This is a genomic window from Oceanicoccus sagamiensis, from assembly GCF_002117105.1.
Classification (GTDB): domain Bacteria; phylum Pseudomonadota; class Gammaproteobacteria; order Pseudomonadales; family Dasaniaceae; genus Oceanicoccus; species Oceanicoccus sagamiensis.
Window position 1 is genome coordinate 168,402 of record NZ_CP019343.1, and the last position, 22,157, is coordinate 190,558.

The window sequence follows — 22,157 nt, forward strand, 5'->3', positions numbered from 1 at the left end:
AGCCGCTGGAAAAACAAACCATGCTAAAAGCCCTCTTCCTTGATATGGATGAAACGCTTTGCGATACCGTCGCCGCTAATCAACAGGCACAACAAAAGATGGCGCAGCAAATAGCTGCGCTTTATCCATCCCTGGTGAATACACCGGCCATTGCCGAGCGGTATGTAACAGGCATGTACCGCGAATGGAGCTCAGAACAATACCAGCGCTATATGCCGATTATTGAACAACAGGGCGAAGGCGCTTTTAGGGTGCAACTGGTGATTGATTTACTCAGCCAGCAGGGTGCGCAAGCGGTGAGCGAAAGCACTGCGCAACAGCTGCAACAGCAATTTGACCAAGATCGTATTGAAGCCTTTGACTTCTACCCCGGTATCACCGACTTTTTAGCCGAAGCTCGCAAACTATTTACTCTGGTGGTGATTACTAATGGGCCGGAGTTTTCACAAATCCCCAAGGTTGAACGTATCCAGCTAAAAGACCATGTTGACCATATTATTATTGGTGGACAGGAGCCCGAACAAAAACCGGCCCGCTCTATTTTTGATAAAGCCCTGGCGCTGGCCCAATGTGAGCCCCACGAAGCCATTCATGTGGGCGATAGCTTGGCCTCGGATATTGCCGGTGCCCATAATAGCGGGATCACTTCTGTCTGGATTCAACACCAGCAACCATTGGATGCCGAACTGGGGATTAACCCGCATCATACCGTTATGCACCCTTCCGAAATTCCCGCACTGATTAAAAACCTGCACCAACGCTAATGACAGCCCTGCCATCATTACCGATCACTGATGTCTTAGACGACATCAAGCAAGGTATCGCACAGCACCAGCAACTGGTACTGGAAGCACCTCCCGGCGCCGGTAAAACCACTCTGGTTCCCCTGGCGCTATTATCGGCAGAGTGGCTGGGGCAGCAGCGTATTATTATGTTAGAACCACGCCGAATGGCAGCACGCAGTGCCGCCCAGCGAATGGCATCTTTATTGGGTGAGCCGGTTGGCCAAACAGTGGGCTACCGAGTCAGGCAAGAAACGAAAGTCAGCAAGCAGACACGGATTGAAGTGATTACCGAAGGGATTCTCACTCGCATGTTATTGCAAGACCCCAGCCTTGATGGTGTCGGGCTACTCATCTTTGATGAATTCCACGAGCGCAGTATTGATGCAGACTTTGGTTTGGCATTAGCTTTACAAGGCCGGGAAATTTTTCGCGATGCCGATACCCCGCTTCGCCTTATGGTAATGTCCGCCACTTTGGATGGCGACACCATCGCCTCATTATTAACCACCGATAACGACACTGTCCCCATAATCCGCAGTCAGGGTAAAATGTTCCCCGTCGATATTCTCTATGGCAAAGCAAAACGCTATGACGAGAATATTATCGAGCGAGTTAGTCAGGCAGCCATCAGCGCCCTGCAACAACATAGCGGCAGCCAGTTAGTGTTTTTACCGGGCCAAGGTGAAATTAATAAAGTTCTGCAACGGCTTAAACGCCACCTCGCGGATAACGGTATCACTGATACCGTGGTACTACCGTTATATGGCGCACTGCCCTTTCGCGAACAACAGCGAGCTATTGAACCCTTGGCCAAAGATGGCCCGCAACGAAAAATTGTCTTGGCCACCGATATTGCTGAAACCAGCTTAACCATTGAAGGGATTAATGTCGTTATTGATGCGGGGCTTTGCCGTGAACCCTGCTTTGACCCCGCCACCGGTATGACACGCTTGCAAACCCGCCGGATTAGCCAGGACTCCAGTGTGCAACGGATGGGGCGAGCCGGGCGATTAACCGAAGGGGTTTGCTACCGCCTCTGGAGTGAAGAGCAACAACAGCAACTGCCCAGACAAAGCACCCCACAAATTTTACAGGCGGACCTGGCGCCACTGTTGTTACAAATACTCGTATGGGGCATTGATGATATTCATGAATTGCACTGGCTGGACGCACCGCCCAGCGGCCCACTCAGCCAGGCCCGAGACTTACTCCACAGCTTAGGCGCTATCAGCGGTACGACAATATCGACAGAGCAACCGTTGCAGGGCTGGACATTAACCCCCCACGGCGAGCAAATGGCCGCGATGCCGACCCACCCAAGATTGGCACATATGCTGATTAGCAGTGCAGGTTTTAACCTGAGCAAGCAAGCCTGTGCATTAGCAGCGGTACTGGCAGACCGTCACCCTTTGTCACGGGACTATGGCGCTGATCTGGCTGCCGTGGTTGCCACGGTAAGCGGCGAGAGAGCCTGTCACAGCCAACATCAAGCCTGGCTAAAACGCACACAGCAACAGGCCAAGACATTTCAGCAACTATTAAATAAATATCATCGGCAGCCAACACAAACCGCACCGCTTAAAGAACAACAGCAGACAGGTTTTCTGTTAGCCAGCGCCTACCCTGACCGTATCGCCAGAAAAAAGACCGGCAGCCATAATAACTATCAGCTTAGCAATGGCCGGGCAGCCACCTTAGATAACGCCGATAAACTGAGCAATCACACCTGGTTGGCCGTCGCGGAGTTAGGGGGTAGCGTCAATCATGTCGGCCAAAAGTCCACCGATAGAATTTATTCCGCCTGTGAGTTTGATGCTGAATTATTTCAACAGGCACTAGCGCCTTTAACCACAGAAAAAACAACGCTCGAATGGGACGATAGTGTCGAACGTTTTATTGCCGAGCAAGTCACTGCTGTCGGTAAGTTAGCGATCAAAAGCCAGCGCATTGAAAAAATACCCGCAGAAGAAAAACGTCAGGCACTGTTGGCATTGATACAAAAACGAGGCTTGAGTCTATTACCCTGGGATAAGCCGACCAGACAATGGCAAGCCCGAGTCGAACTATTACGCCAACATCACAGCGGCAAGCAGGAGTGGCCCAATGTTTCTGACCAGCATTTGCTCAACACCTTGGAGCTATGGTTAGCGCCCTATTTGGAGAATATCAATAAACTGGGGGACTTTAAAAAAATCAAATTGCAGGAAGTGCTTAGTCATTTATTGCCCTGGCCACTACCGCAACAACTGAATGAATTAGCCCCGATAAAAATCAGCGTTCCCTCTGGCTCCCAGATCAGCATTGACTATAGCCAGAATCCACCGGTATTAAGTGTCAAACTGCAAGAGATGTTTGGCTGTGCCGATACGCCCAGCATTGCCAATGGCCAGATAAAATTAATGCTGCATTTATTATCACCGGCGCAACGGCCGTTACAGGTTACGCAGGATTTGGCGGGGTTTTGGAGCAGTAGTTACTTTGAAGTACAAAAAGAAATGAAAGGACGATACCCAAAACACCCATGGCCGGACAAGCCACAAGAGGCCGCTGCCACTAAATATACCAAACACCGGCCCAAAAAATAATTACAGGCCGGCCATATCTGCGGCAGTGATATCCACCGGTACATCCTCCGGCTGCCACCCCCCGCCTAAAGCCCGGTACAATTCCACCACACTCTTTAGTTGTATTTCTTTGGATTCATTCACTGATAATTCAGCATCCAATAATTTACGCTGGGCATCTAATACATCAATATAAGCCAGCACACCATTGCGGTAGCGCTTAATGGCCAAAATCAGATAAGCGCGGGAGGCTTCTTCCAGTACTTCTCTTTCCGATAAACGCCGCTGCGAAAGGTGGTAGCGGTTTAATGCTACGGATACTTCATTTAAGGAGTCTAATAAGGTCTGCTGATAATCCAGCCCTGCCTGCTCCAACGCCAACTGGGCAATTTTATCTTCAGCGCGGATACGGCCAGCATTAAATAGCGGCGTTAATAATTCGCCACCCACTAACCACTTCTGGCCATCGCTATCTAACAGGTCGCTAAATTCTTCCGTTTCAAAACCCAGTTCGCCAGTAATATTTAAGCGCGGATAATAGGCGGCCTTGGCTATACCCAACCTCGCCGTGGCTTCCTGCAAAGCTTGTTCTGCCTGCATCATATCCGGGCGATTTTTTAGTATAGAGACGGGTACACCGGCCACCAAACCCTCTGGCAACTCCTGATCCAGCAATGAACTGGTAATACCAAAAGCTTGCGGTTCTTCCCCCAGTAAAATAGACAGGCGACTTTGCAGCTGGAAAATATCCTGCTCGATATCAACAATACCGGCACGGGCCTCTGCTAACTCAACACGGGATTGCTGAACTTCGAGCTTGGAGGTTAGGCCACCCTGAAACCGTTTATCCGCTATCACCAAAGCTCGCTCTCTGGCAAAGACCGTATTTTCCCGGATTTGCAATCGACCCTTGGCCGCTAATATACCGATATAGGTATCTGCCACTTCTGAAATTAAAGAAAGCTGGGTGCCTACCAGAGCATAGCTGGAGGATAAATAAATCGCATTGGCCGCTTCATTGGCGCGCCGCCTAGCGCCCCATAAGTCCACTTCCCAAGCAATATTGAACCGCAGCTCCTGAGTATTGGAGATACTGTCATTACCATCAGTGAGTAGCGATGAATTCTCTCGCTCCGAGCCCAGAAACAAATCGACGGTGGGAAATAAATTGGACCGCTCAATACCATAGCGGGCGCGAGCGGTTTCCACCGCCACCAAAGCCCCTTTAACATCCAGATTATTTTTTAAGGCAGTATCAATCAGTGATTGCAATTGCGGGTCTTGAAATAATTCCCACCAGGCCAGCTCTTCCAGAGTGCGGCCACCACCCTGCGCATTCTCAGTACTGCTATAAAACTCCGCTGGCATATCCGGTTCGGGCGATTCAAAATCAGGCCCGACCATACAAGATGATACTAATAATGCTAAAGCTATCAGGCTAAGGCGCTGCATCATCGGGGCACCTCGCTGCTATCCAGCGGTTTCTCCGAGCTACTAAATCGCGCCTTTAGTTGTTCACTAAAATTAATCACGGTAACAAAAAACAAGGGCACAAAAATAATTCCCAGTGTTGTTGCCAATAACATCCCACCCAGTATCGCCGTTGACATAGACTGCCTTGCCAAAGCACCGGGGCCGGTTGATAACACCAGCGGCAATACGCCGAGGATAAAAGAAACCGCGGTCATCATAATGGGGCGGAAACGTAATTTGGCCGCCTCTACCGCCGCATCAAAGGGCTTCATTCCGTCGTTATAAAGTTGCCGACAAAACTCTACAATTAATATCGAGTTTTTTGCCGCCAAACCAATTAAGGCAATAAATGCAATTTGGAAAAATAAATTATTTTCCAAACCTCGCAACCACATGGCCATTAGCGCACCCATCATGGCAATAGGGGCGATTAATAAAACCGCCACCGGAATAGTCCAGCTTTCATATAAGGCCGCCAGAAATAGAAAGACAAAAATTAACGCCATCGACAGCGCTACGGTGGTTTGCCCTGCTGAGCGAATTTCCTGAAAGGTCAGGCCACTCCATTCATAACCCATACCCGGTGGCAACAGCGGTTTGGCCTCGCGTTCAATGGCCTTTATCACATCACCGGTGGAATAACCGGGGGCAGGGTCAGCGGAAATACTGGCACTGGTAAACATATTATGCCGCACAATGGCAGCGGGACCGGTGGTGGTGCTTAATTCGGCCAGCACATTGATGGGTACAATGGCACCGGAATTGGCCCGAACATAGTAGCTATTAAGTGCATCGGGGCGATCGCGAAATTCCGCCTCGGCCTGAACATTGACCCGATATACCCGGCCAAACATATTAAAGTCATTGGCACTGGTAGCCCCGGTAAAAACTTTAGTGGTGCTATAAATATCCGCCAGAGGCACCCCCAGAGCTTTGGCTTTGGCTCTATCAACCTCGAGTTTTAACAGCGGGATTTCTTCTTTTAGATCGGTAGAAATAGAGGCCACCGCTGGATCGCGACTAACACGGTAGATCAGTTCATCCGCGATATCCGCAAGGCCGGCAAAGTTATTGCCACTGCGGTCCTGCAATTCCATTTCAACACCGCCACCGCTGCCCAAACCCGCTACCGCGGAAGGCTTAAATACACGCAGGGTCACTTCTAACAGGGGCTTTAAATCAGCCCGGACATCTTCCATTACACTATCGACAGTGGCATTATTTTTTTGCCGCAGGTCCCAGTCTTCCAGTATCACTTCCAAGCTTACGGCCGCATCGTTGGCGCCGGAACGTTTGCTTTCTCCGGTTAAGCTAAACACATGTTTTACGGCGGGGTGCCGCTGAATCATATAACGGGCACGTTCGCCGATCACTCTAGAGCGAACCACAGACTGACCATCCGGCAATTCCAAATCTACAAAAAAGCGGCCCTGATCTTCCACCGGCATAAAGGAGGCCGGTAAATATTTAAATAATAGCCAGGTGCTTAGCATAATTATAAAAAAGCCCAACCAGGCACGGCGATGCTGTTTAAGTAAAGCCACCACCGCCTGGCTATAACGCCCTGCTCCAAGTTCCAGCCAGCGATTCATTTTGCCAAAAACGGTACCCAGCCAACCCCCATGGGGTTGGTCGGTGGCAGGCTTTAATAATAAAGCACACAGTGCCGGGCTTAAGGTTAAAGCCACCACGGTTGAAATTAATACCGCCACAGTAATTGATAGCGCAAACTCCCGGTACATAATGCCGGTAATTCCCGCCAAAAAAGAGACCGGCACAAACACGGCGGCAAGTACTAAGGAGGTTGCCACCAAGGCACCGGTTAGCTCCTTCATCGCCTCCCGCGTTGCCTCGACCGCTGACAGGGCTTTTTCTGCCATTAAGCGCTCCACATTTTCCACCACTACAATGGCATCATCCACCACAATGCCAATGGCCAGTACCAGTGCTAACAGATTGACTGTATTGATGGTAAAGCCAAACATAGCCATGGTGGCAAAGGTGCCAATAATAGATACGGGGACTGCCAGGGCAGGAATTAATGTGGCGCGCCAGTTTTGTAAAAATAAATAGACGACTAAAATCACCAGAATCAAGGCTTCAATCAGAGTAATTAATACTTCGTAAATCGCTGAGCGGATAAACGTTGAGCTGTCATACCAAACCGTGGTTTCAATACCCCTGGGGAAGGTTTCTGACAAGGTAAACAGTGTCTCTTTAACCTTGCTGGCCACTTCCAGAGCATTAGCCCCCGGTAATAAATAGACCTGCAAGATAGCGGTATCTTTGCCATCCAATTTTGATTCAAGGCGATACGCTTTGGCCCCCAACTCAGCACGGCCAATATCCCGTAACCGAATCATCGAACCATCACTATGGGCCCGCACAATAATATTATTAAACTCATCAGCACTTTGCAGCCGGCCGGAGGTACTGATAGCCGAGGTTAGCGCAACATCACTGCCACCGGGCTGGGCACCTAATGTACCCGCGGCGGACTCGGTATTTTGTTCTTTAATCGCAGCGATTATATCGGAGGTGGTTAAACCGTAGGAGGCCATCCGGTCGGGGCGCAACCAGATACGCATAGAATAGGTTCTGGCGCCGGTATTACGGGTGCGGCCTACACCGGGAATACGGCGCACCGCCGAGGCAATATTGATGGCGACAAAATTACTGAGATAAACATCATCGTATTTTTTATCAGTGGCGGTTAAACCAATTTTTAGTAATTCAACGGCGGCCTCCTGCTCTACTGACACCCCCTCCTGCATCACATCAACAGGTAAACTGGCATCCGCCTGTTTAGCACTATTTTGAACATCAACCGCTGCCAGACCGGGATCGGTGCCCACATCAAAGGTGATGGTGATATTAACACCGCCATCTTTTTTACTTTGTGAGCGCATATAGAGCATATTGGGCACACCGTTGAGCTCTTCTTCCAACGGGGTAGAAACGGATTCAGCGGCGGTAATGGCAGTAGCACCCGGAAACGAGGTGGAGACCTTAACAGTCGGAGGACTGATATACGGGTATTGGTCAATCGGCAGGCTTAGCAATGACAAGGCACCTACCAGGCTAATCACAATAGAGATAACCGCAGCAAACACCGGGCGCCCAATAAAGAACTGAGGGATCATCGTTTAAGACTCCCCGTCACTGGGTGCTGCCTGTTCCTCTAAGCGGGCCTTTTCCTCGGCTTCCAGCCTTTCTTTATACTGCTGCTGGTTTAGGGCCACTACGCGCTGGCCATGCTGTACGCGATGCATCCCTTCGGTAATCACCTGTTCACCCGCATCAAGGCCTGAAGAAATAACCACCCGTCCTTCACGCTGTGGCCCGGGCACAATAAAGCGTCGCTCAACGGTCTTGTCAGGCATAACCACCATCACATAGCTGCCGCCCTGCTCGATGCGAATGGAGGTTTCATCAACCACAACGGCATCGGGGATGGTTTCCAACTCCAGCCTTGCCCGAGTAAACTGGCCGGGCAATAATTCACGGTCAGGATTGGGAACAACGGCTCTAACGGCAAAGGTACCGGTTTCCGGGTTAACCTGAGGGTCGGTAAAGCTCACATCCCCCCAGTAACGATAATCCGTATCATCCGCCAGAGTAATTCTAACAAAGCCTTCTACCGCTTTACCTTCCGCATCGGCTTTGCGTTTTTCTTCATAACTGTTTTTGCGGCGCTGGGCATCCAGATAATCCAGCGTGCTCATATGAAATTCGATAAACATGGGGTCGACTTGTTTGACGGTGGTTAGCAATGATTGGCCACCGGAACCCACCAGTGCTCCCACATCCACCTGCGAGGCCCCCACCAAACCGGCAATCGGTGAACTGACCTTGGTATAACTCAACTCCAACTCCGCTTCCTGCAGCTCGGCTTGTTTGGCTTGTACATCCGCGGCAGCCGTCTCCTGCGCCGACAGAGCATTGTCCAGGTCTAACTGGCTGGCTGCATCCTCTTCAAATAAGGGCCGCAGGCGCTTTACGTCACGGCCCGCCTTCGCCAGGCTGGCTTTGGCACTATTCAGCAGTGCCGTTAAGCGCTTAACCTTGGCTTCATAGGGCCGCGCATCAATACGGTACAAGGGGTCGCCCTGCTTCACCAGGCTACCCTCTTTAAAATCGACGTGCTCAACAAAGCCATCCACCCTGGCCCGCACTTCCACATCCAGAGAGGGCATGGCCATAGCAATATATTCACCATAAACGGGGAAATAACTTTGTTCGGCTGGCTGTATAACCACTTCGGTAAGTTCTACCGGCACCGGTTTACCACAGGCAACCAATAGCGATAACAGCAATAAACACCCTGTCCTGCGACTGGCTGAATAGGCTTGTAAGAGCTGTAGAAAATACATTGACGACGGGCCCCTTGGTGTTCGATCCATTTTGTTGGTATTTTTATTCGTTTTTTATCCGTTAAGCGCTGTTAGCCACTAGGCGTTTAGCTAACGAGTGTGAAACAATAACTCGCTGACACTGATTAGTATAGTAACAATAGAGGCATCTCAGAGCATTATGGAACAAGACTGGACTGAACTCCCCTGGCAAACTCAAACCTATAGCGGCGCTAAAGATGCCCATGGTAATGCGACTGAAGGGGTGATTTATTCCTACCGCTGTGAAGACAATGAGGACGTGGCCATCCGCAAGGTCATTAACCAGTCTATCGATAAGGCCGTCAGCCTCTTTCACCGCAATGTTTGGGACCAGTCCCGCTATGTTATCTTTGGCTGGGACAGGGAGAGCAAAGTATTGAGCATCGCTGTTAGCGATGATAGTAAAACCGTCGACTCTCCCGACACTGTGCAGTGTGAGATCGCCCACTACCTAACATCAGGACAAGGTCAGGATTTAGACCAGCAAGCCGATAATATCCAATACTGGATAAGAGACCACCTGACCACCTGTGGGGAATTTTTTAGCTATTCCCTGATTGCTGTCTTTCATCGTCAATCCAGGGATAAAACCGTCTTACTTTGAGCCGTCAAGCTGCCAACAATCAAACAACCAGGTTTCCTAAACTCTGCCTGCGTAAGCAAACAGTTAGGATGGATTGAAAAGTCCTGACAGTAGGTATAACCTGAAATCTGGATAAAGCGTTAGAAAAAATATTATGTGTAAGGTTCTCAAATAATCACAGGGAGCTTCGCCCAAGAACTATAATCACGAACGACAATCAAGAACTGCAACAAGGAACGACAACAAAGAACAACAACGCCTGGCTATATCACTAATAGGGATTTTTAACTTTTTAAGGACAGGAAACTGACGAGCTTAAGCTATGCTATGAATGTGTTAACCGTATTTCTAATCACCCTCTTCCCCTTTATTAGCCTACTAGCCCACGCCGACAACCAAGCACCGCGCTCGTTTTGGGATTGGTCTACAGAGTGGAGCGAAAAGAAATTTATCAAGCAAGCCAAAAAGCACGATAAAGCCGTGAGCAAGCGACAATGGAAGAAGTCTATTGAACTGGGTGAAACCGCCCTGGAAGGTTGCCTGACGCTATACCATCCACTAGACCAACGCTGCATTATCATTATGAAGAATAATGTAACCGCCTATGCAAGAACCCAGCAAACACTCAGTCATCGTACTGAAATTACTCAGGCTTATCAGGCGGCTACCGAGGCGGTTGGCAAAAAGCATTTTTCCACGATTATCATCCGCGATATATACCGCGCCATGCTGCTAGATCTGGAACGCTATGAAGATGCGGTGCCGGTTTTTATTGAATCGATTGAAGTAGAAAGGGCTATGCAGAATGATGAATTTAAAATTTTAAATTATGAAATTTATCTTTACGCCCTTTATCTAGTGACCGAGCAACCTCAATACGAAGAACCCACGCTATTAAGAATGATGGCGCTGACAGAAAAGATAATGGGTGTTGAAAGCGATGACTTTTACCGCATGGTCTCCACCCTTGCAGAAACCTATTGCGCCAGAAAACAATATAATGAATTTTTTGATGTGATTGGCAAATATAAACTGGATACCAAATGTCTTTCTAAAGACCAACATACATCTAGCTAGAAGGATAGACCGGTGCTCGGCGCATCATAACCGGTATCATAATGCGATGCCTGGCCGACTCGGGAAAAGGTTCCGTCAGGGTATTTTCCCAGACCGACTGAATCAGACGTTTGGCCTGATCTTCGCTCAGTAAACCCAAGGCACAGCCCGCTTCAATAAACCCCTCCAGACGAAACAGGGTGGCGGGCGCTACACTGCTGTTGTCCTGATAGGCTTTAAATACCGCGGATACCCTGGTCTCGATATCCGCAATAAAAGCTGCTCTATCGTTTAGTGCTGTCATCATCTCGAACCAGGCGAAAACCTAAAGTGACACTTTTATCTAACTCATTACCATAAGCCCGGTAGGATAAACGCGCTTCTTCAGAACCATAAAACCAGGAGCCACCGCGCTGGCCATGTTTGCTGCAACTATCATCCCCCAGCGGCCGGCTATGGGCGGGAGCCCTGTTGTAATTTTTCTGCCAGCAATCATCCAGCCATTCCCAAACATTGCCATGCATATCATATAACCCCAAAGCATTGGGTTTAAAGCTACCTACCGGGGCCGTGGTGTTAAAATTATCATTGCAGTGTTTATTACGCCAACCAATCGTGGTGCTTTGATCTGCAATATTGGCGTACTCGCATAAGTTTTTATCGTCGTTGCCAAAGCTATAATCGTTGTCACTACCGGCCCGCGCGGCATACTCCCATTCAGCCTCAGTCGGCAAGCGGTAGGTTTGACCGGTAATTTCAGACAGCCAATCAGCAAAATCAACGGCATCGTACCAGGTCACATCAATAACCGGGCGCCGGCCTCTACCCCAGCGATCTTTTGGCAATTCATTGCCGGTCATTTTGCTAAATAAATCGTATTGCTCAAAGGTGACTTCATAGCGACTGATGGCAAAGGCACTAACAGCCACCGTATGCACCGGCAATTCATCATCAGCACCGCTGCCGCGAATATCACCCATAGAAAAACTACCGGGCGCTATATCCACAAAATCATTTAATAGCTGGTCAATAATGGCTTGCTCGGCGGCGGTTAAGGTGTGTGGTATAGCAGGTTCATCTGCTATCTGATCAACCTTGCCTGGGCTGCTACAGCCTGCCAGCAAAGTGAGTAATAGACATGATAAAAAAAACCGGGCGTAAGAAAAACTTAGCGTCATAGTAAGTTCCAAAGCAACTGGCTTATAAAGGTTGTACTATTTCCTGAACTAATACCCATGGGGCTACCACAACTGCCCATAAGGTGGCTTGCTGCTCAAACCATTGTGCAGCTTGTTGATCATCGACTTTTACCATGGCGCCTGAAGTCAGCCACTGCTCTACGGCTTCTTTATTATCCAGACTGAACTGACAAGCAACCTCAATCAGGTCATTGCCATTGGCCACAGCAATTACAGCCCCGCTGGCATAATGGCGCTGCAATTCTTGCCAATTGATTTTGGCCGTTTCTTTATTGAGTTTGGTTTTTAGCGCTTGATAGCTATCAGTAGCGGTATTGCCGGGGGCTGATATGTTGGGGGGCTGTTCCAATGGCTTAACCTTTCCGTTGCAGCTTAGGGGGTGATTGCCGGTGGATTCTAACATAAGTAATTTACTGCAACACCACCGGTGTTTAGCTATTGTGCGGCACTGGCCATTGTCTTTTTAACCCTGAGGGCCACCACCATGACGGCTAAATTGACCGCGGCCATAAATAGAAAGGGGCCTGCCGGTAAAACCGCAAATAGCATACCGCCAAAGACTGATGCGGCAAATATGCCACAGCCGCCCAGTACCGTAAATACACCCAATACCACTCCCCGCTGTCTGATAGGGGCAGATTCACCAACCAGAGCATTGCCCGCCATAATCGTACTGGTCTCGGCAAAGCCCAGTAAAACCACCGAAACCCACATCAGGCCACCACGAGGATCATCGACCATAATCAGCGAAGTGTAAGCGATGGTGGCAATAATCATCGCCAGGATAATGCCATTGATACGGTCAATACGATCAAGAATAAGTCCCATAAAAGGCGCCCAGGCCAAAGCGACCACCTGAATTGCGCCAAAGCGGGCGTAAAAATCCCCAATACCTGCCCCGGTATCCACTGTGGTCTGGGTAAACCACAGCGACATAAACAACGTAATCACCGCAAAATCGCCTCGGGTAGCAAAGGCAGTAAGGTAGGACAAACCAATGGCGGGCTGGCTTTTGGCGAGTTGAAAGCCCTCTTTCAACATGGGCATCAACTCAACCCTCTGTTCTGAAGACGTAGCCAGACCGGGTTTTAATAGAAAGGCCGTTAACAGAGCATTAAACAGACACAGTACGGACACCGTCCAGAAAGTCATTTTGCCGGTCGTCACCGGATCGTAACCGGCACCGGCATACCAGCTAGCTAACTGCCCCAATACGGGCCTGGCAAAAAGGAATATCGCCATACCGGTGACCACCACTTGCAGGGCTAAAAACTTACCCCTATCACTATTGCGGGGGTAATCCACCGCCAGCGAAGCCAAAGCAACGGCATAGCAGGAAATACCAATGGCAAAGATAAAACGCACCAGATAGAGCCATTCCACACTGGTGACCAACGGATAGCAGAAAAAGCCGAAAGCCAAAATGGTATAGCCCACAGCATAAATACTGCGGCGGGGTAATCGATCAGACCAAACCCCCAATGGGCCAGCAGTCAGGATAACAATCACTTCCTGAAACCCCGATAGACGCCCGGCCAGTGGGCCCTGTTCCTGCTTGGGGATATGCAGTAATTCCGTCAGTAAATAGGGCTGGGCAGAATTTAAAAAGGTAACAATACAGACCCCAAAAAAGGCCGCGAGATAAAACACCAGCACATGCCGTGGCAGTACCTGGTCAGCCAGGGTAATAGGGCCAAAACGGTTTACTAGCGAAGCTTTGGACATGGAGGATCTCAAACCAGTATTTATTGTTATGGTGGCATCTTACCGTTAATTACCGCCAATAAACACTCCCCCCTCATATTCGCTATACCCTGCTTAAGCGTACTCAATTAGGGAATAAATGTGTAAACGCCAGCAATGGCTGGCACCGCCCACTGAATAAGGCTAGGATTTATCGATACACCGCCAGGGGCCCCAAGACCAACGTGCGTATCCAGAATAAATTATTTTTTATTATCCTGCTTTATAGCAGCGCACTGATTGGCATGATGTTTTTGCTGATGCAGTGGAGTATTGACCGCGGCATGCTGGATTATGTCAATACCAAAGAGGCCGAGGCCGTGCAGCCGGTGGTGGCTGGCCTGGCCGCTATTTATGCGCAACAACAGAGCTGGGATAATTTAAAAGACAATAAGCGGCAATTTCGCGACCTGTTACGCCAACATAATATCGAACGCTTACTACCGCCTCCTTCCCGAAAAAATCGCAACAGAGAGAAGCCCAATAATAGACGGCCGCCACCAAAAAATATTGCGGTACTGGATAAGCAGCTGCAACCGGTGCTGGGCAGAATCAGTCACAACGCCCTCACTGATAGCGAAATGAAAGTTAACCAGATTGCTATTGTTCACAACAGCCAAACCGTAGGCTGGCTGATATTGCCCAAAAGAAAAGAAATTACCGAAGGCTTTGAGCTACAGTTTTTAGAGCAGCAAAGAGAGGCCTTTATTGCTATCAGCCTGTTACTGATTGTACTGGCCATTATTATTGCCTTCCCTCTGGCCAGGCATTTTGTCCAGCCGGTTAACCGCTTGGCCGCAGGCACCCTGGCGTTAACTCAGGGGGATTATAAAGTCTCCCTGCCTCTGGATCGTCGGGATGAGCTAGGCCAACTGGCAAGGGACTTTAATGAACTTGCCACCACACTGGATAACAATGAACATAGCCGGAAACGCTGGCTGGCTGATATTTCCCATGAGCTACGCACCCCGCTGGCGATCCTTCGCGGCGAACTGGAAGCCATTATCGATGGTATTCGTACACCCAGCGATGAGCATATTCGCTCTATGCAACAGGAGGTTATCCACTTAAGCAAACTGATCGATGATCTCTACCAACTCAGCAATACGGATATAGGCGGTTTGCGCTATAACAAAAGCCTGGTCAATATCAGCCAGCTTATTGAGCGCCAGCTTAACCATCACCAACCGGGGCTGAAGACGGAGCAATTACATATTGAGTTACACCCGGCCAAAACGGCTATCAAGCTCTGGGGTGATGAAACACGCCTCTGCCAACTGATTGATAATCTACTTAACAATAGCCGCAAATATACCAACCCCGCGGGTACCGTGCGAGTGACGCTGGATAAAGATGATGACAATATGTATATCACCATTGAAGACAGCGCCCCGGGTGTCCCCGACAACGCCTTGGGGCAACTCTTTGACCATCTTTACCGAGTGGATAATTCCCGCAATCGCAGCACCGGCGGCTCGGGTTTAGGGCTGGCTATTTGCCAACAAATTGTCGAAGCCCACGGTGGTCATATCAGTGCCCAACACTCTGAACTGGGTGGCCTGGCTATTCGGTTTAGTCTTCCGCTTGATAAAGTGACAACGGGTTGGCGTTAACGATCATGCAACAAAGTCACCACAGGTAACAACGATGAGCGAAGCGAGTATATTAATTGTTGAGGACGAATTAAAAATAGCCTCGTTGCTGGAGGACTATTTTACTCAGTCTGGCTATGACTGCCATTGTATTGATCATGGTGACAAAGTCATTAGCCGAGTCAAAAACCAGCCACCGGATATTATACTGTTGGATATTATGCTACCTGGCAAAGACGGAATCACGCTGTGCAAAGAGATCCGGACATTTTCTGACCTACCAATTATTATGGTCACCGCCAAGGTGGATGAAATCGATCGTTTACTCGGTTTGGAATTGGGTGCCGATGATTATATTTGCAAGCCCTTTAGCCCCCGGGAAGTCGTCGCCAGAACCAAAGCAGTACTGAGAAGAAGCCTGCTTGGAAAAAGCCCCACGGTGGCTAATTCTCCGGATAACTTTAGCCTGGACGAGGCCCGCCAACAGGTTGTTTTCCAGCAACAGCAGATTGAACTCACCACGGTAGAGTACCAACTATTAAACTTACTCAGTAGCGACCCCGGCAGAATTTTTTCACGCAACCAGCTAATGGATGCCATGTATAGCGACCACCGTATTGTCAGCGACCGCACCATCGATAGCCATATCAAAAAAATCAGGAAAAAGCTGCATAGTTTTTTCCCTGATACCGAATTTATTCATTCCATCTATGGCGCCGGTTATAAATTTGATATCGATACCGTGCCATAAACGGCTTTTTATTACTTAAAGCCTCCACAATGCTTACACATTTCAGGCTTATGCTTTAGGCGTCAATAAGTTTTACCTGTTTTTATCATCGACTATTTGGAGAACATTATGAAGTTGTTAATTAGCGCCATCCTGATTGCCCTGTTTAGCCTGTCTGCAGTAGCGGGCAGCCATAGCGACAAATCGGGTGATCACCGGATGGAAAAAATGATCAAAAAGCTGGACCTTAACGAGCAACAAGAGCAGCAAGTAAGGGCAATCATGGACAGTAACAAAGCCGAGCGCAAAGCAATCCGGGAGCAAATGCAGGCGCTGCGTGACAAAACTAACCAGGAGCTCTCAAAAGTGCTGACTGGCGAGCAAATGGATAAACTGACCCGCATGCAAGAGAAAAGAAAGGACAAAAAGAAGGACAAGAAGAAAGATAAACACTAAACCCATCTTACTTCCTATGCCCTTTATCTGGCACCAGCCTCCCCTGGCTGGTGTCAAAACTGTGAAGCAGTTGAAAAATCTCTGTGGGGTAGCTATCAGTATTACGGTGAATAGTTGTCTAAGATAATCTCCACCCTGGACAGACCGAGATAGTGTTAATGACTACTGCCGATCAAGATCCCCTTACCTTTATCAAACCGTTTAGCCCCATCAACCAGATCGACAGGAAATATCACAGCCAACTGGCCCACCATCTGCAGCTGCAATCTTTTGCTAAAGACGAACTGATTATCCGTAAGTCTGGCAGCCCGAAACTGATGCATTTTTTAGTGACAGGCAGCGTAGAAATTCGTGAGTCTTTTGATAAACGCTATCTCTATAGCGCCGACCAGAGTGATAACAATGCACCGCTTGAAAACCGCTTATCAGCCAGTTGCAATGTTAAAGCCAGTGATGATTGTCTGGTATTAGTCGCCAATACCGAACCGGTTGACCAGCTGCTAACCTGGGGACAGGACTACACTATTTTCTATCTGGATGAAGGGGATGTCTCCATCGCCGATGACGATATGATCGACGATAATTATCAGGAAGACTGGGACAATGTATTTATTCGCTCGAATCTGGCGTCAAACTTATCCAACAGCGTTATTCATCAAATTATGTCGCAACTCGACGATATCAGTGTTGCCAAGGGCGAGCCGATTGTCAAAGCCAATACCTTTGGCGATTATTTTTATGTGATTAAACAAGGCCGCGCCATTGTCGAGACGGCAAAAGACGGCCCGTTTAAGGGGAACGCTTTGCGCTCAACCCCGGCCATTACTTTGGTGATGAGGCCCTGGTGGCGGAAACCACCCGCAATGCCACAGTTAGCATGACAACAGACGGGGTATTGGGCAGGTTGAATATTGAGTTGTTTAACCAGTTAATTAAACAACATGTGGTCAGTACCATCAGCGAACAGTTTGAGTCCGAGCAGGAAGAGATACGAATTATTGATGTGCGCCATCCGGTGGAATACCAGCAGGGTCATATCCATGGTAGTGACAATATTCCCATCAGTTTTTTACGCCAGAAAATGACCGATTTTAAGCAATCACTGATGTATGTTGTCACCCCCGCCAATGACCGTCGCGCCGAGCTGGCAACGTATATTATGCGCCAGGCCGGTTTTAAGGCCTATCACCTGAGTGATGTGCCCTCCTGATACTGGCTCATATAAATACCGCCCTCGTTGACATGGCGCAGATACAACATCAGCTCCATTTCTGCTTCGTCTTTATTTTGAAACGGGCCGACTTGTAAATCTTCACGGGTGGAAAAAAACCACTCGCCACTAATACAAAAATAACGCTCCGCTCGGTAATGCTGTGCTGACTTCTCGCCTTGACGATACTCCATAGTCACCTCCGGTATAGAACTCAATCTGGGCAACAGCCTGATGGCCGTTAAACCGCTCAGTACGAGTGTTAGTGTACCCGCCTTAAGCAACTATCCGGTATATTGTTTTGGCATATCAATAGCACGTCCCGGCTACCAAATAATCTCGATATCCGATTGCTTTATCAGCCCCGAGGGACTAAGCAGCCGCTATTTAAAGTTTGTTTAAGATAGTGGCTTGCAGCCCCCGCTATCAGTACAATTTGGCCCAAATAACTGGAACATCCACCCTCTTAACCACATATTAACTACAGGTCAACGACGATGAAGGCAGAACGCTTACAGTTCCCCGAATATGGCAACCCCAGTGATGTACTGAGCTGGAATGAACACGAACTCCCCGAACCCGGTGCAGGTCAGGCGATTGTTAAAATCACTGCCGTGGGTATGAACCGTTCAGAACTTAACTACACTATGGGCAAATATGTTCCCGCCCGCGAATTCCCTAGCTGTGTAGGCCAGGAAGCTGTTGGTGAGATTGTTGCTCTTGGCGCCCCCGCCAGCGACGGCCCACAGCCTATTGCCGGTACCAAGCTGGAAGTCGGTTCCCGTGTTGCCATTTTACCTGGCCGTGTTGATATGTGCGGTATGGGTACCTATAGAACAGCCGGTCTATACGATCAGGCAGCACTGGCGCCAATCCCTGATGGCTTTAGTGATGAAGAAGGCGCAGCTTACTGGATGGGTATCCTGACCATGGGTGGCTGTTTGGAACTGGCCGGCCTTAACCCTGAAAACTCAGCGGGCAAGCGGGTACTGATTACAGCCGCTTCCAGCAGCATGGGTATTATCGCCCTGAAACTGGCTAAAGCCTGGGGCGCAGAAACTATCGCCACTACTCGTAGCCAGGATAAAGCTGATGAGCTAAAAGCCATTGCTGACCATGTTGTGGTTTGCGGTGATAGCGACGCCCTGATAGCGGGCGTTAACGCCACCGGCGACAAAGGTATTGATGTAGCCCTTGACCCTGTGGGCGAGGCCTTCTACTCAGGCCTGATTGCTGTTGCTGCCAACGGTGCCAATATTGTTAGCTATGAAATGATGACCGGCCCTGCCCCCACCATTTCACTACCTACAGTCATGATTAAAGACTTATCCTTAAAAGGCTTTACCATTTTCCGCTGTTACGCCAAGCCCGGCCTGTTAGACACATTGATTGAGCAAGGTATGAAGTACAGCGAACAGGTTCGCCCGATTGTGTCACAAACCTTCCCGCTAAAAGAAGCAGCGGCAGCGTTGGATACACTGGCCACTTCTAACCATATTGGTAAGCTGGTGTTAAAGCCTTAATCTACCCTTCGCTTGGCCGGCACCGCTCGGCCAAGCACTCCTCCACTGACTAATAATTAGAAAGAGGTCACTATGTCCAATATGCAGGGAAAAACCGTTTTAATCACTGGCGCGAATAGCGGCATTGGCTTAGCGACCGCAGCCGAGCTGGCGAAACAGGGCGCTACCGTGGTCATTACCTCCAGAGACATCAGCAAGGGCCAGCAAGCCGTTGCCCGGATCAAGCAAGACAGCGGCGTAGACGTTGATATGCTGCAACTGGACCTGGCTTCTTTTGCCTCGATTAAGCAATGTGCAGCGGCCTTTATTGAAAAATACCCGCAGCTACATGTACTGATCAACAATGCCGGTCTTAGTCTTTCTGAGCGACAGGAAACCGAAGATGGTTACGAGTATGTCTTGCAGGTTAATCATATTGGGCCGTTTTTATTAACCCGCCTGCTGGAACAGCGCTTAAAAGCCTCTGCCCCATCACGCATTGTAAACCTGAGCTCCGCTGGCCACTTTGGCGCCCGTAAAGGGATGACATGGGATGACCTGCAACGCACTAAAAAGTTTGGCGGCATGGCCTATTGTGAAGCCAAGCTGGGCACCATTTATTTCAGTAAAGAACTGGCACGGCGCTATAAAGACGATCACATTACGTCCTTTGCCGTTAACCCCAAATTTGTCAGTACTGGCTTTGGTAAAGACGGTGATGTGAGTGGTATGCAGAAGTTTTTCTTCTGGGTAGGTAATTTATGGATGCTAAAACCTGAAGAAGGTGCACTCACCAGTATTTGGGCGGCCAGTGAAGATGAGGCGCTGCAATACAATGGTTGCTATGTGCAGGACTGTGCGGAAAAAGCACCGCAACCTATTGCGGAAGATGCCGAAGCTGCTGCCAAATTTTGGGATTTAAGCGAAGAGTGGATCGCCAAAGCATTGTAGGGTGGATTGTAAGCCACCATTAACAACCGCTTGGGGTGGTGGATTATAATCCACCCTACGGTGTTGTGTTCGCAACTATGTAGGGTGGATTGCAATCCACCAATAACTAACCGTTTGGGGTGGTGGATTATAATCCACCCTACGGTGTTGTGTTCGCAACTATGTAGGGTGGATTGCAATCCACCTTTACTCCCCTAACTCCTTCCCTACCCGCTGATACCAGCTTTGTAACTGAGTGCAATCTTCAGGAATAGATTCTTTTACCCAGCCCGCAAAATCACAGAGCACAAAAGCATCAATATCCGCCAGACTAATCCCATCGCCCACTAAGTAATCACGCTCAGCCAGATTGGCTTCCAATACCTGAAAGAAAGCCTGCAAACGTTTTTGGCCGCGCTCTATCAACGCAGGAATCTGTTCAACCTCTGCTCCGCCGGGTAGACCTCGGCCCTGGAAAAACTCGCCGCGGTTACGCAACATCTCTGCCACCGCCGTTAAACCTTCCACAAAAATCTTATGATCCCAGCCAACAATTTGCGCCTGCTCTAAAGGGCTTGAACCCAGCAAAGGTTTGTCGGGATAAACACTCTCCAGATAGAGACAGGCACTAATCACATCAATTAAGGTGCTGCCATCATCCAGTACCAATGTCGGTACAGTACAGCTGGGGTTTATAGCTTTATAAGATTCGGCAAACTGTTCTTTCTCACCGATATTGATGGTCTCGGTTTCAATAGCAATACCCTTATATTGCATAAATAATTTCAGACGCCTGGGATTGGGGGCTATTTCAAAGGTATAGAGTTTCATGCTTGCTCCTTAATCGTGAGCTGTTTGGTAGCTATATTGGATGGCTACATTCAGATAACGACAGACGAAAAAAATGGCGCCTGTGAAGCGCCATTTTACCTAAAGCTTGATTGAATACACGTATTAAATCGTTAGCGGAGTTCTTAACTGAAACTCAATTAAAGTACCGCGGGGGATATTAATCTGGTTACCACTAGTCAGTACCGACAAGCCCAGACCAATAGCAGCACCACGCTTGGCATCATCACTACCGCCCATTAAACCACCTAACAGGGCACCTTTGGCTACCGTACCACCGGTCTTCTTGGCGGTATTGTCTGTTTTTGCCTTCAGATCGGTCGTGGCTATAGGGTGTAGCTGGTTATTCACCATAATATCGGTAAAGGTCATCTGCATGGATGAGCTACCTGCGGCACGGCCAGAGGATTTACTATCCGTCAACACACCATATAAGGTGGCGCCGCGCGGTGCTACAACCACACCATCGACAACCATATCGGCCTCAAGGCGAGCGGTAAATTTATGGCCGGCTTTATGCTTCTTGGAGTCCAGAGCTTCGGCCATACGTGCCATCACGCGAGTCCCTTCCGGAACAGTGACCTTTTCAGGTTTGGCTGGGGCGGCCGCTACAGGCTCCGCAGGCGCCGGCGCTGGAGCAGCCGCTGCGGGGGCGGCCATATCCATAGCAATAGACTTCACATTAGCGGTTGCGAACTTGAGTTGCTGACCGGCAATTTCAAAGGTGACATTTTGGTCATCGCGGGCCACAAATTTACCCTCAATAACCTGTCCATCATTTAGGGTCAGAGTATCAGCACTTAATAAACTGCTGGCGAGCAAGACTGAAACAAATACTGTGATTACTTTTACTGGTACAAACTTCATTGTGAGATCTCCGTGGTCATCAAATCCAGTTAATTGGCCTGTAAAGCGGGAACACCATAATATGTCAGGTTTTAAGAGACCAATTACATAGGCTTTTTACTTAACATAACCTCTGGTAATAGTTTTGTAAACGGCCTAACCAAATTACTAAGCTGCCTTTGTTAAGTTTATAAGTAATTACACCAAACTATAAAACATTTTATGATAGCTTGAAATTTAAGGGG

At 48.9% G+C, this 22,157-nt stretch carries 21 protein-coding genes; 11 read left to right on the plus strand and 10 right to left on the minus strand.

Features of this window, described 5'->3' with window-relative positions; all coding sequences use genetic code 11:
* Positions 1-20 precede the first annotated feature (20 nt).
* Both BST96_RS00710 and hrpB read left to right on the plus strand, forming a co-directional pair.
* Positions 21-764, plus strand: coding sequence for an HAD family hydrolase (locus BST96_RS00710; protein ID WP_085756850.1), 744 nt, complete (start codon positions 21-23; stop codon positions 762-764).
* The gene (hrpB, locus tag BST96_RS00715; RefSeq protein ID WP_085756851.1) at positions 764-3,370 is read left to right on the plus strand and encodes an ATP-dependent helicase HrpB; all 2,607 of its coding nucleotides are present in this window, start codon (positions 764-766) and stop codon (positions 3,368-3,370) included. Before BST96_RS00710 ends, hrpB begins: the two co-directional genes overlap by 1 nt.
* Here hrpB and BST96_RS00720 read toward each other — a convergent pair whose 3' ends face one another.
* Genes BST96_RS00720 through BST96_RS00730 form a run of 3 tightly spaced genes read right to left on the minus strand, consistent with a single transcriptional unit; the run spans position 3,371 to position 9,195 of the window.
* Complete coding sequence (locus BST96_RS00720) at positions 3,371-4,804, minus strand: efflux transporter outer membrane subunit (protein ID WP_085756852.1); 1,434 nt, start codon at positions 4,802-4,804, stop codon at positions 3,371-3,373.
* Positions 4,801-7,965 carry an efflux RND transporter permease subunit gene (locus tag BST96_RS00725; RefSeq protein WP_206045376.1) on the minus strand — a complete coding sequence of 1,055 codons (3,165 nt, stop codon included), beginning with the start codon at positions 7,963-7,965 and terminating at the stop codon, positions 4,801-4,803. The genes BST96_RS00720 and BST96_RS00725 overlap by 4 nt, the downstream gene beginning before the upstream one ends.
* A 3-nt stretch (positions 7,966-7,968) precedes the next feature.
* Positions 7,969-9,195: an efflux RND transporter periplasmic adaptor subunit gene (locus BST96_RS00730; RefSeq protein WP_157117804.1), complete on the minus strand. Its 1,227-nt coding sequence runs from the start codon at positions 9,193-9,195 to the stop codon at positions 7,969-7,971.
* Positions 9,196-9,355: 160 nt separating this feature from the next.
* Here BST96_RS00730 and BST96_RS00735 point away from each other — a divergent pair, with 160 nt between their 5' ends.
* Positions 9,356-9,820, plus strand: a complete 465-nt coding sequence (locus tag BST96_RS00735) for a hypothetical protein (protein WP_085756854.1) — start codon at positions 9,356-9,358, stop codon at positions 9,818-9,820.
* 306 nt (positions 9,821-10,126) lie between these two features.
* Entirely contained in the window at positions 10,127-10,876 is a 750-nt protein-coding gene (locus BST96_RS00740; RefSeq protein WP_085756855.1) for a hypothetical protein, read from the plus strand.
* Here the strand turns inward: BST96_RS00740 and BST96_RS00745 are convergent.
* From BST96_RS00745 to BST96_RS00760, 4 genes are read right to left on the minus strand one after another with little or no spacing between them, the layout of a single operon-like run.
* On the minus strand, positions 10,869-11,162 hold the full coding sequence (locus BST96_RS00745; protein ID WP_157117805.1) for a hypothetical protein: 294 nt from the start codon (positions 11,160-11,162) through the stop codon (positions 10,869-10,871). The genes BST96_RS00740 and BST96_RS00745 overlap by 8 nt on opposite strands.
* Positions 11,140-12,033, minus strand: coding sequence for a formylglycine-generating enzyme family protein (locus tag BST96_RS00750; protein WP_085756857.1), 894 nt, complete (start codon positions 12,031-12,033; stop codon positions 11,140-11,142). The genes BST96_RS00745 and BST96_RS00750 overlap by 23 nt, the downstream gene beginning before the upstream one ends.
* A 22-nt stretch (positions 12,034-12,055) precedes the next feature.
* Positions 12,056-12,457 (minus strand): DUF2288 domain-containing protein, encoded by a 402-nt coding sequence (locus tag BST96_RS00755; RefSeq protein WP_085756858.1) that lies wholly within the window; start codon positions 12,455-12,457, stop codon positions 12,056-12,058.
* A 32-nt stretch (positions 12,458-12,489) separates the two neighbouring features.
* A complete protein-coding gene (locus tag BST96_RS00760; protein WP_085756859.1) occupies positions 12,490-13,779 on the minus strand; it encodes an MFS transporter in 1,290 nt (429 codons plus the stop codon).
* Between the two features lie 203 nt (positions 13,780-13,982).
* On the opposite strand from BST96_RS00760, the gene BST96_RS00765 reads away from it, so the two are divergent.
* The 5 genes from BST96_RS00765 to BST96_RS00785 all read left to right on the plus strand — a co-directional run bounded on the left by BST96_RS00765 (position 13,983) and on the right by BST96_RS00785 (position 17,785).
* Positions 13,983-15,410 (plus strand): ATP-binding protein, encoded by a 1,428-nt coding sequence (locus tag BST96_RS00765; RefSeq protein ID WP_085756860.1) that lies wholly within the window; start codon positions 13,983-13,985, stop codon positions 15,408-15,410.
* Between the two features lie 34 nt (positions 15,411-15,444).
* Positions 15,445-16,140: a response regulator gene (locus BST96_RS00770; RefSeq protein ID WP_085756861.1), complete on the plus strand. Its 696-nt coding sequence runs from the start codon at positions 15,445-15,447 to the stop codon at positions 16,138-16,140.
* 108 nt (positions 16,141-16,248) lie between these two features.
* Positions 16,249-16,575, plus strand: a complete 327-nt coding sequence (locus BST96_RS00775) for a Spy/CpxP family protein refolding chaperone (RefSeq protein ID WP_085756862.1) — start codon at positions 16,249-16,251, stop codon at positions 16,573-16,575.
* Between the two features lie 158 nt (positions 16,576-16,733).
* A complete protein-coding gene (locus tag BST96_RS00780; RefSeq protein ID WP_085756863.1) occupies positions 16,734-17,456 on the plus strand; it encodes a cyclic nucleotide-binding domain-containing protein in 723 nt (240 codons plus the stop codon).
* The gene (locus BST96_RS00785) at positions 17,453-17,785 is read left to right on the plus strand and encodes a rhodanese-like domain-containing protein (RefSeq protein WP_085756864.1); all 333 of its coding nucleotides are present in this window, start codon (positions 17,453-17,455) and stop codon (positions 17,783-17,785) included. Before BST96_RS00780 ends, BST96_RS00785 begins: the two co-directional genes overlap by 4 nt.
* Here BST96_RS00785 and BST96_RS00790 read toward each other — a convergent pair.
* On the minus strand, positions 17,761-17,979 hold the full coding sequence (locus BST96_RS00790; protein ID WP_085756865.1) for a DUF6316 family protein: 219 nt from the start codon (positions 17,977-17,979) through the stop codon (positions 17,761-17,763). The genes BST96_RS00785 and BST96_RS00790 overlap by 25 nt on opposite strands.
* Positions 17,980-18,282: 303 nt before the next feature.
* Here BST96_RS00790 and BST96_RS00795 point away from each other — a divergent pair, with 303 nt between their 5' ends.
* Together BST96_RS00795 and BST96_RS00800 are read left to right on the plus strand one after the other, a co-directional pair.
* The gene (locus tag BST96_RS00795; RefSeq protein WP_085756866.1) at positions 18,283-19,308 is read left to right on the plus strand and encodes a quinone oxidoreductase family protein; all 1,026 of its coding nucleotides are present in this window, start codon (positions 18,283-18,285) and stop codon (positions 19,306-19,308) included.
* A gap of 72 nt (positions 19,309-19,380) precedes the next feature.
* Entirely contained in the window at positions 19,381-20,238 is an 858-nt protein-coding gene (locus BST96_RS00800) for an SDR family oxidoreductase (protein WP_085756867.1), read from the plus strand.
* 186 nt (positions 20,239-20,424) lie between these two features.
* On the opposite strand, the gene BST96_RS00805 is transcribed toward BST96_RS00800, so the two are convergent.
* Both BST96_RS00805 and BST96_RS00810 read right to left on the minus strand, forming a co-directional pair.
* Positions 20,425-21,048, minus strand: a complete 624-nt coding sequence (locus tag BST96_RS00805) for a glutathione S-transferase family protein (protein WP_085756868.1) — start codon at positions 21,046-21,048, stop codon at positions 20,425-20,427.
* A 123-nt stretch (positions 21,049-21,171) separates the two neighbouring features.
* Positions 21,172-21,933, minus strand: a complete 762-nt coding sequence (locus BST96_RS00810; RefSeq protein WP_085756869.1) for a hypothetical protein — start codon at positions 21,931-21,933, stop codon at positions 21,172-21,174.
* Between the last annotated feature and the right edge of the window lie 224 nt (positions 21,934-22,157).